We start from the raw sequence: 17,003 nt of genomic DNA, 5'->3' as shown, positions 1-17,003 counted from the left end.
AGAGGTGCCCCTTTGAAAATATCAACCAAAGGACGTTACGGATTAACCATTATGATGGAGCTTGCCCTGAAATTCGGCGAAGGGCCTACATCACTTAAGAGCATCGCCGAGAAAAACGGACTGTCTGAGCATTACCTGGAGCAGCTCATCGCCCCGCTGCGCAATGCAGGCCTGGTGAAGAGCATCCGCGGAGCCTACGGCGGTTATATACTGGCCCGCGAGACCAGCACCATTACCGCCGGAGACATCATCCGCGTCCTGGAAGGCCCAATCTCCCCGGTAGACTTCACCGAAGAAGACGACCCGGCCAAGCGCGACCTCTGGCTGCGCATCCGCGACAGCATCGCGGACGTCCTGGACTCCACCACCCTCTCCGACCTGATTAACTTCAAGGAAGAGAGCCAGGCGGATAATTATATGTTTTATATTTGACAGGGGACTGAAACCTGTTGATTTCAAAGGGATTGTTGAAAGTGTTACCCGCAAAGTACCCGCATATAGAGCCCACATATTGGTTGTTAGAATAAACCAGCTCATTTGCATAAAGGCTTCAGCTCGTCCTTCTCAAGAAATTTGGGGAGGACTTTTTTTGTTTGGAATTCTGAACAGCCCTGCTGACCATTCTAGTCGGCAGGGCTGAATTATTATATATAGTTTACCTAAGCATTATTTAGTCAGGTCATCCACTTCATCAGTAAACGCGCTCAAGTATTGTTTGAAAATTCCTGTATCAAGTTTAGAATTTGTATCGTTTGCTTTCGGTGGGGTATCCTGAATTTGTTTGTACATCCGATCAATTTCCCCTGAGAGTTTTATCCATATTTTCTTTATCGAATCATATTTTGTATCCAGGCCTCTTATGTAGGCATCGTATTCTGCCTTTTTATTCATTGCTTTCCCTAATTGTTCGATTGTAAAATCTATATCCATATTTTCACCTGTACTACTTGTTCCACTACTAATATATGAGCTTATATCAACAAAGCCAACATTCCAAATGTCAGAAACGACAAAGTTTCTGATGTCGGTCAGCATACTTTTAGGAGATTGTTCACCTGTGGCAGAAGAAACATTGCCTGAGTCAGAAGTATCAGGCACGGGCTCTTTGAAGAGCTTTCTGATCTCATTAAATGCTGCTTTTTCCTTGTCGGATGAGGAGTAGCCCCAGCCAATTTTATCATCTTTAATGAGAATGACTAGTTCACTTTTAGGGTTTGATGGTTTCTCACCTTGAATTAAAATAAGCTTATCTTTTCCGCCTGTGGAATCGGTATAATCTTCCGACTCAATGACCGTTGCATTCTTAAGCTTGTTATCTTCTGGGGTTTCAGTTGATTGTGCCATTTGGAAAATCGCTTTAACATCTGGGTGGATTTTATCAGAAACAAATTTCTTTTTCGCTTCAATATCTGATCCATTTAAGAAAGTATTCACATATTCAAGTGCCAGGTTTTCCAAATCAGAAAGCTCTTTTTGCGGCTCGGGTGAGTTGGTTGGTGAAGCGGAAGGGATGGACGATGTTGCGGACTCTGTAGCGGTCGGAGATGCTCCTGTGTCCTCTGAACTATTATTTTTTGAGTTACTGCATCCTGAAAGAATTACTGTCGTTACGATGATGCAAAAAAAAGTTGCTTTTTCAATTTCTTTCCCCCTAATTCTGATACATATATCAAAATCTACTTTATCAGAATTGGGGAATATTTACTATGGCATTATGTTCTCCCCGCAATGTCTATCAGTAACTGATTGAGCTTGCTTTCAGGGACGCAGGAACTATTTGGCTAGCGGGTCTATTTATTTTATCCCCCGCCCAGCAGCCGGTGAAGCCGTGCTGCCAGCTTTTGGCCGATATTGGCCTCAACGAGCGTAAGGTCCCACAATACCGCATGGGTTCGAGGGTCGGCAGCATCGGTTTTGACTGTAAGGGTCAGCTCCTGTTTGCCTTCAACTGAAACCTGAAAAGACAGCGGCTGATTCTCGCCTGGTGCGATATTCACATCCAGGGAGTAAAGCTCTTCTCCGTCGGCGCTGATCATGACGCTGCTGGTGCCGCTGCCCTTAGCAGGTATAGCATCGTTAGGGACGCCAAAATTCCCGGCTAACTCCTTATACTGTCCATCCAGGCGCAGGGAGAACTCGTGGAGTCCCGGATGATCAGGGCTATAAAGATTAACCGCCGGTTCAATCTGCTCCTGCGCTACAGTGAAGCTGCTAAGCGTTTCTTCCCACCGTATTTCTCCCTGCTCAATAGGGAGCTGGTCCAGCGCTCGGATCTCCCCGCGGCCATGATCCAGATAATAGTTGATACCGCTCACGGCGGAGTAGACGATTAACGTCAAGATAGCGACTGATGACAGGAGCTTGAGCACACCTCTTGGGGTTGTCCGGTCGCGGCGGATCAGCCGCTGGGCACCGTAGCCGACAGTCGCGCCGAGCGTATTAATGACGATATCGTTGATATCGAACGAACCCAAATGCGTTACCATCTGAATCAGCTCAACTCCCGTAATGGCTGCTAAGAAGACTAAGAAGAACGGCAGGAAACGGCAACGGATCAGCAGCGGGATGACGAGGCCGAACGGTACGAAGGCCAGATAGTTACCCAGATCGAAGACCCATAGATTCAAATAACCACCACCTGGAAAATGCAGCGGAATTCCGTCAAAGGTCAGTTGATACCTGAGGCCTGTCTCCGGCAGAGCTGTTGAGCGGTTGAAGCCGGCAAACAAGAAAAATAAAGTAAGGATCGTGTAGAGACCTAAACCGATCCAGACGGCGGTCCTCGTTTTGCCTTGGAACATGATGTTTGACCTCTCTTTATCCTTAGTTTAGTCTCCCTTGCAGGGATAATATAGGAAGTACTTTATACCGGGATAACCAGCCAATTTTTAATGTAGGAGCAAGCGGATTTGCTATACTCGCAATACAGCCGGTTACGATCTCGTATTTGGATTTAAATGTTCCAGGCGGTTATCATGCTTATTCTTTGGGGGCAGCTAATAACAGCACCAATATTCTGCTCAATACTGCCAGCATTACCGGCCCGTGACCTTTTCAGGCGTTTCGACTGGGTAAAAGGGCAAAAAACCTGTCAGCTGCCTTAATTGGCAGGAGGTTTTTTTATACTAGATCAATCCATTCATCCTCTGTTCTCCTTGACCAGTGGCCTTTTTTACAGCATTCCATTGTACAAAATGCAGTTACTATCGTTCCAGTGCTTCGTTAAGGTCCGATAATGGTCATATTCACAAGTTAAAATTACTTTAACTAATCGCTTGCTGAGGGTTTGCCGCGCCCCGATTAGGGTGCAAGGGACCGGCTTAATTGTAATCTGTACAACTAAATCGCCGGATGTGCTACCGAATCTCTGTTTAGCTGTATTTCGTGCAATTAAAATGTCTCTATACCTGGATTTTCGCCCATCGTGGCAGATTTAGTTGTACAGAATACAGTTATCTCTGATGGTTCGCTACAATCTGGATGCATTCTTTGCTCCATCCAAATATGAGCTCCTCCGTCCGTTACACTGAGTCCTCTAACGATAAATGTCTCTTTCATTCAGCATGACCGCAGGCCCGAATAGAGCAGTTCGGGACCCTTGCTTGCAGGCTTCACTGCTCAATTTTTGATTTTACAATTTTGTTGGCGGTAACTTGTGCCGGAAATGAATCATCACTTGTTTGATAGAACACTTCGATCTCTTCACCTTTTTTATATTTAGAAGATGAAACTTCATTTACCCAAATGGCTTGAGAGTACATATTAGTTTCTAGAACCTCCTTGTAATTCTTACTCAAATCTTCTTCTTTTAATTGAGCAATGACTAGAATCCTTTTATTGTCTACATCTACTGTGTGTACAGTTCCCTTAAAAACAGTGTCATCCTTACTGCAGGCAGTAACTACTAACAAGAACATAAAAATAAGAGCCCATTTAGAGATAGTTGTTTTTGGTAGCATGGACCTTCTCCTTTGAAGGATTAATCGGTTGATACAGTTGTAATCTCCGCTAGCGTTAATATGAATTTTACCGCCTTATGGGTTTAAGTTCCAGCTAAGAAACACGGTAAATTTCCTGTTTGTTCCAGAAGTTATTGCCCTTTAATTTCCCTTCCCGGTTCTAATTATCCCCTCAGTTGCATATACTGTTTTGAAACAAGAACATCTGTTCTATTTTACCATTGCTTAAAAATCTTAATCCTGGTTATAATACAAACAAATGTTCTTACTTGAGCCCGGAGGCGATTAATCATGAAGATGAGCATCGGCCAAACTATAGAGATGATATATCTGGACCAAGCGGGGAAGATTACGCAGCGGACCATTGAGGTGCGCGGGATTCGGGACGGCCGGATTCGTGCCACCTGTCTGAGCACCGGCCAGCCCCGCGTATTCCTGACCGCGGGCATCCTGTCATGGCATCCGGCACGGGGGCGGAGGTATGCCTAAGGACCGGATCATTCTGCTCTCTGACTGCCAGTCTTTCTATGCCAGCGTGGAGAAGGCTGCCCATCCCGAATATGCGGATCAGCCTGTCGCTGTGGGTGATCCGTCGCGGATGAACGGGATTGTCCTGGCCGCTTGCCCCCTTGCGAAATCCTATGGTGTGACCACCGCATCACGCGTGGGGGAAGCCCTGACGAAATGCCGGGAGCTCGTGGTCATCCGGCCGCGGATGGGGACGTATATTCAGGTCTCGCTGCTGATCTCAGAGATCTACCAGGGGTATACCGATCTTGTGGAGGCGTTCAGCATCGATGAGCAGTTCCTGGATGTGACCGGCTCTCTGCGCGTGTTCGGAGGAGATCTTCCGGAGATGATTAACTCGATCCAGCAGCATGTTCTGTTATCTACCGGAGTGTGGACCCGGGTGGGCATCGGCCCGTCCAAAATCCTCGCCAAAATGGCCAATAACCTCGCCAAGAAGAAGGCGGGCGGAACCTTCCGGCTGGATTACGATAATCTGGAGACAGAGCTATGGCCGCACCCGGTGCATGAAATGTTCATGGTGGCGGGCCGGATGACCAAGAATTTCTACCGTATGGGCATTACGACCATTGGAGATATTGCCCGGATGGAGCTGGGCGAGCTGAAGCGGAGAATGCGCAGCACCCTGGGCAAGCAGAGCGATATTCAAGCGGAATATTATTGGCAGACCGCACGCGGCATCGATCCCAGCCCGGTGGTGACCGGGATACGCCAGGAGATGAAGTCTGTCGGCCACGGAAAAGCGCTGCGCTGGAATCTGTATACCCGGCTGCCGGAGATAGAGGTGGTGCTGCTGGAGCTGGTGATCGAGGTCTGCCGGCGGGCGCGGAAGTACCGGTACATGGGAACGGTGGTGTCCGTTGCGGTAGTAGAGACAGATGGCAACACCTCGAATGCCTACAGCCGGCAGACGACACTGCCGGAGCCTTCGTCGTTAACCCATGAGGTGGCAGCAGCAGCCTACCGTCTGTTCGTGGATCATTGGAGCGGCCTGCCGATAAGCCGGTTGACTATCTCTATATCCCAGCTGACGGATGACAGTGTGATGCAGCTGACCTTGTTCGACGACCGGATGCGGAGCAGTAACAGAGAACGGGCGATCGATCAGATCAAGAACCGGTACGGAAGCGGGGCGCTGATCCGCGCGTCTTCTTTGCTGGAGTCTGGGGTTGCTCTGGAACGGGCGCAGCAGATTGGGGGGCACTATAAATGAGCAAGCTAGACGGAAACGAACGGTGGAAATCCAAAATGTTAATGACAGAGCATGTCCAGCAGTATGAACAGAAGCAGGGGACAGAGGGCAGGAAAATGATTACGGTAGAGGAGCGGACGATGGTGCGTGACCTCATTCTGCTGCCTTACCTGGATACGATGGTCAGTAAAAGCCTGAAGGAGCTTGAGCTGTCGAGCAGCATTCTCAAAAGGGCTTTCATGCTCGCCGGCCAGGCGATTCAGCAGCGTATAATGCAGGATACCTACCAGCTGCAGAAAGAGCTGAAGCAGCATAATATCCGGGTGCTGGCAGATGAGCAAGAGGAGTTCCTGGTATACTACAAAATCTTTTGCCGGGGCTATCAGGAACGCTTCGGACTTACCCGGGATGTGATGCGCACCGAGATCAGCCTGCGGCTGACCAGGTACACAGCGGAGCTTGGAGCCGGTCTGAAAAACCAGCATTTGAGCAGTTAGTATCAGCTACAGCGCTTTGGTGAAGAAAATCTCCAGCGGCTCATTGTCCGGCAGCAGGCAGCCTGAGTCCCGGTAGCCCAGTTTCCGGTAGAAATGCTGGGCCTCTTCATTGGCCATCGAGGAGGTCATGACCTGCTTGTGGCCCATGGCCTGCATCGCTTGCTCCCAGTGCTGTACCGCCTGTCTGCCGAAGCCTGCGCTGCGATAAGGCTCATCAATCCACAGCAGATTCATGAAGGGGATCTGGTCCCAGAAATAGCCGTAACGCAGCCAGCCAATGTCCAGCCCGTCCTTGCTCAGAATGTAAATCTCCTGCTGGTTTATTTTAGGGAGAAGAAGTGAGTTCAGGACATGATGGTCACGGCTTGCGAGGTAATCATAATCGGCTTCGGTTGCAATTCTAATGTTCATGCGGCGGCTCTCCTGTCATTGTATAGGGTGTGAGGAACGTGTGTGAAGAACGATTTACAAAAGTATATCACCTCTGGTAGCCTGGCTCAGTGTAACAAACGGCTATAAGCAAACAAGCCCCTTCCCGGGGCTTGTCTTTGTCTATCCTATAATAGTTCTCAGGCTTCGCCGCCAGCTTGTCCGCTATACAGAATGCGGTATCCCAGCGGCTCCAGCGTCATGCGGATTTTCTCCCCATCCTGCTCTACAGGCTCGCCGCTCAAGGCATCCTGCCAAGCTCCGCCGCCCAGTGATTGCGTCAGCGTCAGCCGTTCGGCAGAGTTGTTCATCCAGACCGCGAAGCGGGTGTGCTCATTCCAGCGTTCATACACCAGGCCCGGGCTGCCCGGATCACTCAGCAGGAAGCGGAACTGGCCGGTGCGCAGCACCTCGTGCTTTTTGCGCAGGGCAATGAGGCTCTGATAAAAGCGCAGCAGCTCCCGGTCCTGCCGGTCCTCTTCCCAGATCATGCATTTGCGGCAATCCGGGTCATCCCCGCCTGTAATTCCGATCTCATCTCCATAGAAAATACACGGCGTACCGGTGAACGTGAAGAGGAAGGTGATGGCCAGCTTCAGCCGCTGCTTGTCTCCGCCCAGCCGGGTGAGCACTCTCGGGGTATCATGGCTTGCCAGGAGATTGAACAGCACTTCATTCGCCTGCCGGGGATAGCGCATGAGCAGCCCGTAGATCTGCGCGGCGAAGGTGTCCGCATCCATGTCGTTGTCCGCGCCGAAGAACTTCAGCAGCCGGTCAGAGAAGGGATAGTTCATCACCGAATCGAACTGATCGCCCTGCAGCCAGCTGAGGGAGTCGCTCCACACCTCGCCAATGATGAACGCTTCCGGGTTAATCTCTTTGACCGCCTTGCGGAAATCCCGCCAGAACACATGGTCTATCTCATTAGCGACATCCAGCCGCCAGCCGTCGATATGTACCTCCTTGAGCCAGAACTTGGTGATATCGAGCAGATAATCTCTGGCTTCCGGGTTGGCAGTGTTGAGCTTGGGCATTCCGCTGAAGAAGCCGAAGGTATCATAGTTGGCCTTGCCGTCTACCACCTGAACAGGATAATCATGGATATGGAACCAGCCTGCATATTTGGAGTCCGCTCCATTCTCCAGCACATCCTTGAACGGTGCGAACTCGGAGCTTGTATGATTGAAGACGGCATCGAAGACCACCTTAAGCCCTTTGGAATGGGCCAGGTCCACCAGTTGCTTGAGCTTATTGAGATCCCCGAAGTTTGCATCGACCGTTCCATAGTCTACGGTGTCATATTTATGGTTGCTGGGAGCCTGGAAGATCGGGGTCAGATACAGCGCCGTTACGCCAAGCTCCACAATATAATCCAGATGATCAATCATCCCCTGCAAATCGCCGCCAAAATAGCTGTCGTAGGTGGGCGGTGCCCCCCATTCGAGCGTCCCTTCGGGGTCATTCGCCGGATCACCGTTAGCGAACCGGTCCGGCATGATCTGATAGAAGACCGCAGATTTCGCCCATTCGGGAACCTGCAGCAGGTCGGCCTCGTGGAGATAAGGCATTTCGTAGTAGCCTCCAGCAGGCGCAGGCAGCCCGTCTGTAAAGAGGCCGGATTCTAGCATCCATACCGTCTCCTGACCGGTTTCCAGCCGGAAGCCGTAGGAGAAACGTTTGAACTCGGGGAAGATCTCTGCTTCCCAGTAATCGAAGAAGCTGTCAGTAGCCACCTTGCGCATGTTCAGTTCCTGATGATGCTGCTCCCAGTCGTATTTGTCGCCGATCAGGGCAAAGACCCGGTCTACGTTGCTTTTTTTGCTGCGGATTCTTAAATGGAAGGTATCCTTGTCATACGCATACGCCCATCGTCCCTGCGTTGAATGATAGAGACATTCCAGCTCGATGGAGGAGGCGGATGAGGGGTGGGACACTGCTTGTCTGCTGAGAGCCATATGAAATTCCTCCTGGGATTTGTATTGTAGATGGATATTATGAGATATGAGCTTTAGTTAATACCCTGGGACCGGAGGTTTCAAACAGCAGATATTCGTCTTGAGAGTGGTTAAAATAGGGTGCCCTGCACCGGCTCCGGCCCAGCTCTACGGATCAGCTCCGGGTAGTCACTCCGGACATCGCCTACGGCTGCGGAGACGGGATAGGCCAGCATTTGCTCCGCATCGTAAGGCCGCAGCAGCTTCATCAGGGCGGAAATATTCCGGTTGCTGCGCTCCAGCCACTGCGCTTCCCCGTCCGCATCCAGAATGACCGGCATCCGGTCATGGATGTCTTTCATGAGAGTGTTCGGGGCGGTGGTGATGATCGTGCAGGTGGAGATTCTGCCGCCGTCCGGACCGGTCCAGATATCATATAGAGCAGCCATGGAGAACAGCTTCCCGTCCCGCATCGTGATCCGCAGCGGCTGCTTGCCGCCTTCCTGGACCTTCCAGTCATAGAAGCCGTCTGCGGGAATCACACAGCGGCGGGAGGCCACCAGTCCTTTGAACGAAGCCTTCTCCAGCAGAGTCTCACTGCGGGCATTGATTAGCTTGGCAGCGTTCTTGTCCTCCTTGGACCAGGAAGGGAGCAGTCCCCAGCGAAGTTCTCCGAGCTTATTCTGTGTGCCGTCATGAATAACCGCAGCAATATGCTGCATCGGAGCCGCGTTATACCTCGGTGCATATTGGATGAGCGGATGCTCCCGGATGAAGTACTTGGCGATCAGCTCCTCCAGCGTTACCGTGATCGTATATCTTCCGCACATGTTCTCTATGCCTCCCTGGATCGTTAATGGTTTACAGACCGGACAGCTTGTCTTAGCATTATATAAGATGAGACTGAGGATTGCGAAGGGGGACGGCGGGCAATGATTATCGTAAGCTCCTGCCTGGCAGGAATGAAGGTCAGATATAATGGAACGGATTGTCTGGAGCAGGGCATCCGGCAGTTGCTGGACAGCCGGCAGGCGGTTGCTGTATGTCCCGAGCTGCTGGGCGGCTTCTCTACCCCGAGAGAACCGGCAGAGATTATAGGCGGCAGCGGCAGAGATGTGCTGGAGGGGCAGGCCCGGGTGGTTGACAGAACAGGGAATGATGTAACAGCAATGTATGTAGAGGGTGCTTATGCTGCGCTGGAGCAGGTACGGAGCTTAGCTGCCACGCTTGTTGTCCTTAAGGAGAATAGCCCTTCCTGCGGCAGCTCCAGGATCTATAACGGAGAATTTGCCGGCATGAAAATCCCTGGAGAAGGCGTGACCACAGCTCTCCTGCGGCTGCATGGTATTGAAGTGATCTCCGAGGAGCAGCTCGCGGCGCGGTTGCCGGGAATAGAGGGCTGATCCGGGGTACTGGCCATGGACAAATGTTACAATATTGTGTTTATTAACAGGTGGTAAAACAGGCAGTTCAGCAGTATAATCTAGTAGTCCTGTAAGAAAATCCTGAATTTCAAGAAGCGGAGAATTTCGTTATGAAACCCATCTATTTGGACCACGCCGCCTCAACACCGGTTCATCCGGAGGTGGCAGCGGTTATGTATGATATGCTGTTGAACGAATACGGCAATGCGTCCAGTGTGCACCAGTTCGGACGGTCTGCCAAGAGAATTATAAATGGGGCGCGCGACAGAATCGCGGGCTTTTTGGGCTGTTCCCCTGAGGAGTGGGTCTTCACCAGCGGCGGCACGGAGAGCGATAATCTCGCGCTGTTCGGCGCAGCCTATGCTTCTGCTTCCAAGGGTAGACATATCATTACTACAGCGGCCGAGCATCATGCAGTGCTGCATACCTGCGCGGAGCTGGAAGGGCAGGGCTTCGAGGTCACCTATCTTCCTGTGGATTCTACCGGACGTGTCTCTCTGGAGGATGTGGAATCGGCTCTGCGCGAGGATACAGTACTGATTAGCATAATGTATGTGAATAATGAAGTGGGAACTGTACAGCCTATAGAAGAGATTGGCAGATTAGCGGCCGAACGGGGTGTGCTGGTGCATGTAGATGCTGTACAAGCTCTGGGAACATTGCCCCTGGTGCTCCGCGACCTGCCGGTCGACTATATGAGCTTCTCGGCCCACAAGATCGGAGGTCCGCAGGGAATTGGAGGCTTGTACGTCCGGCGGGGGGCGCCGCTTACGCCAATGCAGCATGGCGGACTTCAGGAGCGCGGCCGGCGGGCGGGCACGGAGAGTCTGGCTCATACCGCCGGGTTCGCCAAGGCCGTTGAGCTGGTTGTGCAAGGGCTGCCGGGTCATCATGAGCAGGCTTTGGAGCTCCGCAGCACGCTGCTGGAGGAGCTGGACAAGCAGGTCGGAGCAGAGAGCTATGTCGTCAACGGAAATGAACAACACAGAGTGCCTGGAATCCTGAATATCAGTTTTCCCGGAGCCGGGACAGATGTGCTACTGATGAACCTGGACATGGAACGGATTGCGGCGGCCAGCGGCTCAGCGTGCACCTCGGGTTCTCTGGAAATCTCGCATGTTCTCCGGGCGATGAAGCTTCCGGAAGAACTTTTGAACTCTGCGATTCGCTTTAGTACAGGTTTGGGTAATACTAATGAAGAAATGCAGGTTGTTGCCCAAAAAGTTGGAACCGTTTTGAGCCGGCTGCGTACTAGAGACTAGGCGTCCGTGCATTCTGGCAGCCGTGTAAGAGGTACTCCGGCCCATGGGAACCCGTAAGCAATACTAAGGTGAGGGGACTTGGAATACCATGAAGCTTCAAGATATGATTGGCCTCACTGTGTATGAAGTTGAAGAGGGTACTGAAGTCGGTGAAATAATCGATATCGGACTGGATTCAAACTGGAATATTACGGGTATTGAACTGGAGAGCAAATCTTTTTTCTCTAGTCATGTGAAAGTTGTGGCATGGGATAATATTGCCGCTTATGGCGAAGATGCTGTCATGATCCGCAATAAAGAGTCGATTATTAAGGTCGACGCTGACCATATATCCTACACTTTCCTCTTGGGAAAGAACAAATTGAAGGACAGGCAGGTGCTTACAACATCGGGAACGGTGCTTGGGCGGATATCGGATGTTTATTTTGACCAAAAGTTGGGAAACACAATAGTAGCGCTGGAAATCAGTGACGGGCTTGTAACTGATTTGATCGAAGGCCGCAAATGGCTGCCTTGTTCTGGAGAGATGACTATCGGAGAGGATTCTGTACTGGTTCCCGCGATGAGTGAAGAACGGCTCCAAAACGCCATTAATATTGTTAACGGATAGGTGGAATGTATTATATGAAGTGTCCAAACTGCAACTCCAAGGATATCGGCAAGATCGGCTCCCACCAGTTCTATTGCTGGGGCTGTTTCATCGAACTAACGGTCAACGGCGAGAAAATGTCGGTGTATCAGGTTGAAGAGGATGGCACGCTCAGCTCGCTTGACGATCTGTTCTCGGGTGAAGAGGTTGCACAGGATTTCCCGCAAATCCACGCCTCCTCTTGAGCATTGCCTGATTCATAACCGGCCAACAGTTACATAGATTCGCCGTGCCCAAATACCGGGCGGCTCTTGAAGCCGCCCGGTATTTGGGCTTTTTTTGAATTGAGGCTTCCTGCTGGTGTGGATAAGGAGGGGAAGTTGAAAGTATGTGAAAAAAAGAACATATTGAGTAGGCGAATGGATGTGTGGGCCGGATGTAATCGAAAAACCGATTACATTGGACTCGCGCGAGCGGCGTTTACAGGGAGCTCCGGACAAAGTTGTATCTTTGTTATACGGGCTAAGGAATTGGTATGTCGTCTCCGGGATACGGACCCTATACTGAAATCGACTGGCACGAGTCCAGAATTCAACAAGGTTCTACACGAGGGGGAATGTTCAGATGTACCGCAAAGGAATATCCAAGCTTCTGATTGCCGGATTGCTGCTGTCAGGAATTCAGCTTCCGGGAACTACAGGAATAGCGCAGGCAGATAGCGGGGAGGACGCAGCAGGGCTGTCTGCAAGTACAGGACAGGTAGATGCAGCCCGGGCGGCAGGGTTCACCGATATGAAGCAGCACTGGGCTGCGGCCGCAGTGAACAGGCTGTCAGCCGCAGGAATTCTGCAGGGGGACGAGGCAGGACAATTCAGACCGGGACAAGCGGTCTCACGGGCAGAGATGGCCGCCATGATCAACCGGGTGTTCCGTTACGCGGATTCAGGCAGCACTGTATTCAGTGATGTAAGCGCTTCTTCCTGGTATGGCAAGGATGTTAGCCGCGTGAATGCCGCAGGTGTTATTCAAGGCTACGCGGACGGCCGGTTCCAGCCGGGAGCGGCTGTCACCCGCCAGGAAGCTGTAACCATGCTGAGCCGGGCGTTCATGCTGGAGGCCGGCTCCCCGGGTGCGCTGGCTGCGCAGTCTGATGCGGCAGCGGTCAGCGGCTATGCCCGGGAAGCCGTGAGTGCGATGCTGGACGCCGGTTACCTGCGCGGCGATGCGGGCGGCAAGCTGAATCCGCAGGCACAGATGACCCGGGCCGAGCTGGCCGAGCTGCTGAGCCGGATGGTCGGGTGGATCAGCTCCGGCGAGGGAAGCCAGAAGCTTGGAGCGGTGTCCGGCAATGTTATTGTCAACCGGGCGAATGTGCAGCTCGAGGGCGGAACTGTCAGTGGCAATCTCTACGTCACAGCAGGAGCAGGAGAAGGGGAAGTTGGCTTCTCGGGCATCAAGGTGCAGGGAACGGCACATATCTCAGGAGGAGGCGACCATTCCGTGGTATTCCGCCAATCCATTCTGGGACAGATCAAGCTGAACAAGCTTACCACTCTGGTACGAATGGTACTGGAGGAGGGCAGCACCGCAGCCCGGATCGATTTGCTTAAGCCGGCGAAGGTGGAGATCGGAGCGGGCTCCCGCGCAGAGGCTGTGGTCATCGGCGCAGGCGCTGCCGGATCAGAGATCGTGAGCCGGGGGCAGATCGGCCGGCTTGAGAACCAGGCGGACCGTGTGCTGCTGAACGGTCAGGCACTCAAGACCGGCGAGACGCTTAGGGACTTGTCCGGCACGGGAGCTACAGCGCAGGCAAGTGCTAAGGCTACCTCTGCCCCGGCCCAAGTGGGCGGCGGAAATGCAGGCGGTGACACACCAGCGCCAATCTCAACACCTTCACCTGTGGCGCCGGTGCCGACAGCAACGCCTGCTGCCACACCAACCCCAACACCGGCCCCGACTCCTCCAACCCAGAACAATCCATGGGAGCTGGTCTGGAATGACGAATTCGACGGCCAGACCATTGATGAGGGCAAATGGAATGTGCAGGATACCGGCACGGTGTACAATAACGAGCTGGAATATTATCACCCGGATAATGCTTCGCTGACGACAGAGAGCGGGCAGAGCGTACTGGAGCTGGAAGCCCGGAACCAGGCTTACGGCGGGAAGAATTATACTTCAGCCAAGCTGACCTCCAAGATGAAGGGCGACTGGACCTACGGCAAATTCACCGTGCGGGCCAAGCTGCCGGTTCAGCAGGGCATGTGGCCAGCCATCTGGATGATGCCAACCGATGATGAGACGCAGTATGGACCTTGGCCGGGAAGCGGCGAGATGGACATTATGGAATTGACAGGACCGGTTGCCGGCAAGGCAGAGGCGGATCTCTATCCAAGAACGGTCCATGGCTCGATTCACTACGACATTCCGCATGCGTCCCAGACCAAAACCTATGTACTGCCGGAAGGCCAGACCTTTGCAGATGATTATCACGACTTCACGCTGGAATGGCTTCCGGGCCTGATCCGGTATTATGTGGACGATAAAATGTATTTTGAGACGAGTGACTGGGGAACGATGGCCAAAGGCCAGCCGGATTACTATACGTACCCTGCTCCGTTTGACCGGCCGTTCTATATGATTCTGAATCTGGCTGTGGGCGGCGACTGGCCGGGCAATCCGAAGGCCGACTTCAAGTCGGATAAAATGTATGTAGACTACGTACGGGTCTACAAATACAAGAACCTGGATCAATGGCCGGATGTAACAGGAAAGCGGCCGGTAGATCCAGGACTGTCGACCCCGCAGCGTCCTGCCCTGGCAGACGGGAATCAGATCTACAACGGGGACTTCAAGGGTACTGTAGCAGCCCAGGGTCAGCCGGAATATTGGGAATTGATTGAGAATGAGGGCGGAAGCGGAACCGTCTCCGTCATTGCGGATCAGGATAAGGGCAAGGCGGTGAAGGTTGCTGTCCATGAGGCCGGAACCCAGAACTACTCCATTCAGCTTGCGCAGAAGCCGCTGCTGCTGGAGCGGGGCAAAGCCTACAAGGTAACCTTCGATGCCAAAGCGGACGCAGCCCGGCCGCTGATGAGCAAGCTGACCGAATTCGGCGGCGGATGGACGGCGTATTCCGGGGAGCGCAATTTCCAGCTTACACCGGACTGGCAGCCGTATGAGTACAGCTTTACGATGACGAAGGCTTCAGACAATAATGCCCGCTTTGAGTTCAACCTGGGTCTGAACAACATCTCCGCCTACTTCGCGAATGTAAGAGTGGTAGAGACCGAAGCGCCGCCGGTAGTACGCACTCCGCTTGCTGACGGCAACCTGATCTATAACGGAGGCTTCGATCTGGGAGAAGCACGGCTTGGATATTGGAGCTTTGCCGTTAAGCAGGGCTCGGAAGCAGCGGCGAAGGCCAGTGTAACCAATACACTTGCTCTGCCGATGATGAAGCGGGAATTCCAGGCGGACGTGCAGAAGGCCGGAGGATCGCCGGAGGATGTGACGCTGACCCAGGCAGGAATTCCAGTGTCCGCAGCAGCCGTCTACCAGCTTGCCTTCGATGCGAGATCGGCCGAGGCGCAGCCGCTTGGCATTAAGCTGGCGGGCAGCGGTGGTCAGAAGGTCTATCCTGACGGAACCACCTTCACTCTGACACCGGAGTGGAAGAGCTATACAGCAGAAATTGAGCTGTCCGGCGGGTCCGGCACGGAAGCTGCGTTATCGTTCCTTCTGGGCGCGGATGCGGGACAGACCGAGATTGACAATGTGCGTCTGGTACGGATGACCGATCCGCCAGTGCTCATGAACTACCTGCATCTGCGGGGGGACCAGTTCTGGAGAGCCTCGGGAACCGGCCTGATTCCAAGCGGTGAAGGCGGCAAGGATATCACGGATATGGATAAGGGCGACTATGTGGAATACAAGGTGGTACTGCCTCAGGCAGGCAGTATTGTTCCGGTTACCCGCGTATCCAGTGTGCTCGCGGATTCCGAGCTTACGCTGTCAGTACTGGATGCCGGCAAGCAGAATGTGGTGACGGAATCTGTCTACAGCGCGGCAGTTGGCGATACCGGAGGCCTTCAGTCTTACCGGGCGATCGTTGGAGCACCGCTAGCACTGCCTGCGGGAAGCTATTACATCCGTCTTGGCGGCAGCGGCTACAATCTGGCCTGGCTGGATCTGTCCCGCGAGCTGGTGGTGAACGGCAGCTTCAAGGACGCTTCCACTGACAACTGGACGCTGTTCAAGAAGGACTGGGAACCGGATGATCCCGGGAAGAGCACTGTAATGAAGGCTGTGTATGGAGAACTGCAGGTTAGCCTCGGTGGAACTGGAACGGAGGCTTGGCATGCACAGGTGAAGCAAGCGGGCATCCCGGTAGAGCAGGGCAAGAAATATCTGCTGCGCTTCGATGCGGATGCTTCGTTGGCCCGGGATATTAAAGCGCTGGTTCAGCGTGACGGGACTGAGGATGGCAACTGGACTCCTTATCTGGAACAGGAGCTTAGACTCAGCCAAGACGGCGGACACTATGAATATCTGTTCACTGCCCCGGCAACCGATCACGCTGCGGTGCTTCAGTTCAGTCTCGGCAAGATCACCGAAGAGCTCGGAGCGCACACGGTCAATCTGAGCAATATCTCCTTGCTTCAGGTAAGCCCGGTGCTGGACGGTGAGGCTTACGGGGAGAATCTGATTCCAAACGGCGATTTCTCAGAGCCGCTTAAGGGCTGGAGTACCTACTCCTCCGACAACGGGGAGTTAGCCATTGACAATGTGGATGGCGCACTGCAGATCAAGGTGGGTTCCACGGGAACGAACACCTGGGACCGGCAGGTCTTTTATGAGGGAGTCGCTTACAACGAAGGCAATCATTACACACTTACCTTCAAGGCCAAGGCATCGGCTGAACGCAAAATGAATATCAGCATCGGCTGGCTGGATGTTGCGGACAATTACAAATGGCACGGATATACGAGCGAAATTGTTGATCTGGGCAGTGAATATCAGGAATATACCGTAGAATTCGATGTTGCCGGAGGCAGCACCTCCATCGGCCGCATTTCTTTCGAGCTGGGGGATATCAAGGATGGCGGCACCGGGCATCTGACGGTGGACGTGGATGATATTGTGCTAACGAATAACGGAACAGCAGCACCTTGAACATGCTTTGGATT

The 17,003-nt window shown here is 52.9% G+C and carries 15 protein-coding genes; 9 read left to right on the top strand and 6 right to left on the bottom strand.

The window, feature by feature from the left end:
• Positions 1 to 12: 12 nt before the first annotated feature.
• Complete coding sequence (locus NYE24_RS12140) at positions 13 to 432, top strand: Rrf2 family transcriptional regulator (protein WP_036690517.1); 420 nt, start codon at positions 13 to 15, stop codon at positions 430 to 432.
• A gap of 234 nt (positions 433 to 666) precedes the next feature.
• Here NYE24_RS12140 and NYE24_RS12135 read toward each other — a convergent pair whose 3' ends face one another.
• The 3 genes from NYE24_RS12135 to NYE24_RS12125 all read right to left on the bottom strand — a co-directional run bounded on the left by NYE24_RS12135 (position 667) and on the right by NYE24_RS12125 (position 3,959).
• Positions 667 to 1,458 carry a hypothetical protein gene (locus tag NYE24_RS12135; RefSeq protein WP_051493133.1) on the bottom strand — a complete coding sequence of 264 codons (792 nt, stop codon included), beginning with the start codon at positions 1,456 to 1,458 and terminating at the stop codon, positions 667 to 669.
• Between the two features lie 341 nt (positions 1,459 to 1,799).
• Positions 1,800 to 2,801 (bottom strand): VanZ family protein, encoded by a 1,002-nt coding sequence (locus tag NYE24_RS12130; protein ID WP_342478753.1) that lies wholly within the window; start codon positions 2,799 to 2,801, stop codon positions 1,800 to 1,802.
• Positions 2,802 to 3,611: 810 nt separating this feature from the next.
• Entirely contained in the window at positions 3,612 to 3,959 is a 348-nt protein-coding gene (locus NYE24_RS12125) for a DUF3221 domain-containing protein (RefSeq protein WP_342478752.1), read from the bottom strand.
• 288 nt (positions 3,960 to 4,247) lie between these two features.
• Between NYE24_RS12125 and NYE24_RS12120 the strand changes: the two genes are divergently transcribed.
• Genes NYE24_RS12120 through NYE24_RS12110 form a run of 3 tightly spaced genes read left to right on the top strand, consistent with a single transcriptional unit; the run spans position 4,248 to position 6,176 of the window.
• Positions 4,248 to 4,448 carry a hypothetical protein gene (locus NYE24_RS12120; RefSeq protein WP_036690514.1) on the top strand — a complete coding sequence of 67 codons (201 nt, stop codon included), beginning with the start codon at positions 4,248 to 4,250 and terminating at the stop codon, positions 4,446 to 4,448.
• On the top strand, positions 4,441 to 5,700 hold the full coding sequence (locus NYE24_RS12115; RefSeq protein ID WP_342478751.1) for a DNA polymerase IV: 1,260 nt from the start codon (positions 4,441 to 4,443) through the stop codon (positions 5,698 to 5,700). Before NYE24_RS12120 ends, NYE24_RS12115 begins: the two co-directional genes overlap by 8 nt.
• The gene (locus NYE24_RS12110) at positions 5,697 to 6,176 is read left to right on the top strand and encodes a hypothetical protein (RefSeq protein ID WP_342478750.1); all 480 of its coding nucleotides are present in this window, start codon (positions 5,697 to 5,699) and stop codon (positions 6,174 to 6,176) included. Before NYE24_RS12115 ends, NYE24_RS12110 begins: the two co-directional genes overlap by 4 nt.
• A 6-nt stretch (positions 6,177 to 6,182) precedes the next feature.
• Here the strand turns inward: NYE24_RS12110 and NYE24_RS12105 are convergent, their stop codons facing one another.
• The 3 genes from NYE24_RS12105 to NYE24_RS12095 all read right to left on the bottom strand — a co-directional run bounded on the left by NYE24_RS12105 (position 6,183) and on the right by NYE24_RS12095 (position 9,369).
• A complete protein-coding gene (locus NYE24_RS12105; protein ID WP_036690510.1) occupies positions 6,183 to 6,587 on the bottom strand; it encodes a GNAT family N-acetyltransferase in 405 nt (134 codons plus the stop codon).
• Positions 6,588 to 6,745: 158 nt separating this feature from the next.
• Positions 6,746 to 8,560, bottom strand: coding sequence for an alpha-glycosidase (locus NYE24_RS12100; protein WP_342478749.1), 1,815 nt, complete (start codon positions 8,558 to 8,560; stop codon positions 6,746 to 6,748).
• 110 nt (positions 8,561 to 8,670) lie between these two features.
• Positions 8,671 to 9,369, bottom strand: coding sequence for an SOS response-associated peptidase (locus NYE24_RS12095; protein ID WP_342478748.1), 699 nt, complete (start codon positions 9,367 to 9,369; stop codon positions 8,671 to 8,673).
• 102 nt (positions 9,370 to 9,471) lie between these two features.
• On the opposite strand from NYE24_RS12095, the gene NYE24_RS12090 reads away from it, so the two are divergent.
• The 5 genes from NYE24_RS12090 (at position 9,472) to NYE24_RS12070 (ending at position 16,989) form a co-directional block, all read left to right on the top strand.
• The gene (locus NYE24_RS12090) at positions 9,472 to 9,942 is read left to right on the top strand and encodes a DUF523 domain-containing protein (protein ID WP_076154174.1); all 471 of its coding nucleotides are present in this window, start codon (positions 9,472 to 9,474) and stop codon (positions 9,940 to 9,942) included.
• Between the two features lie 131 nt (positions 9,943 to 10,073).
• Complete coding sequence (locus NYE24_RS12085; protein ID WP_036690505.1) at positions 10,074 to 11,225, top strand: cysteine desulfurase family protein; 1,152 nt, start codon at positions 10,074 to 10,076, stop codon at positions 11,223 to 11,225.
• A gap of 88 nt (positions 11,226 to 11,313) precedes the next feature.
• Positions 11,314 to 11,835, top strand: coding sequence for a PRC-barrel domain-containing protein (locus NYE24_RS12080; RefSeq protein WP_036690503.1), 522 nt, complete (start codon positions 11,314 to 11,316; stop codon positions 11,833 to 11,835).
• A 14-nt stretch (positions 11,836 to 11,849) separates the two neighbouring features.
• On the top strand, positions 11,850 to 12,059 hold the full coding sequence (locus tag NYE24_RS12075; protein ID WP_036690502.1) for a hypothetical protein: 210 nt from the start codon (positions 11,850 to 11,852) through the stop codon (positions 12,057 to 12,059).
• Positions 12,060 to 12,438: 379 nt separating this feature from the next.
• Positions 12,439 to 16,989: a carbohydrate binding domain-containing protein gene (locus tag NYE24_RS12070; protein WP_342478747.1), complete on the top strand. Its 4,551-nt coding sequence runs from the start codon at positions 12,439 to 12,441 to the stop codon at positions 16,987 to 16,989.
• The last annotated feature ends 14 nt before the right edge of the window (positions 16,990 to 17,003 follow it).

This window comes from Paenibacillus sp. FSL H7-0350, assembly GCF_038593195.1.
Classification (GTDB): Bacteria; Bacillota; Bacilli; order Paenibacillales; family Paenibacillaceae; genus Paenibacillus_AQ.
Note: the sequence above shows the minus strand (reverse complement) of the source record. Positions and strands in the feature narration are given on the sequence as shown.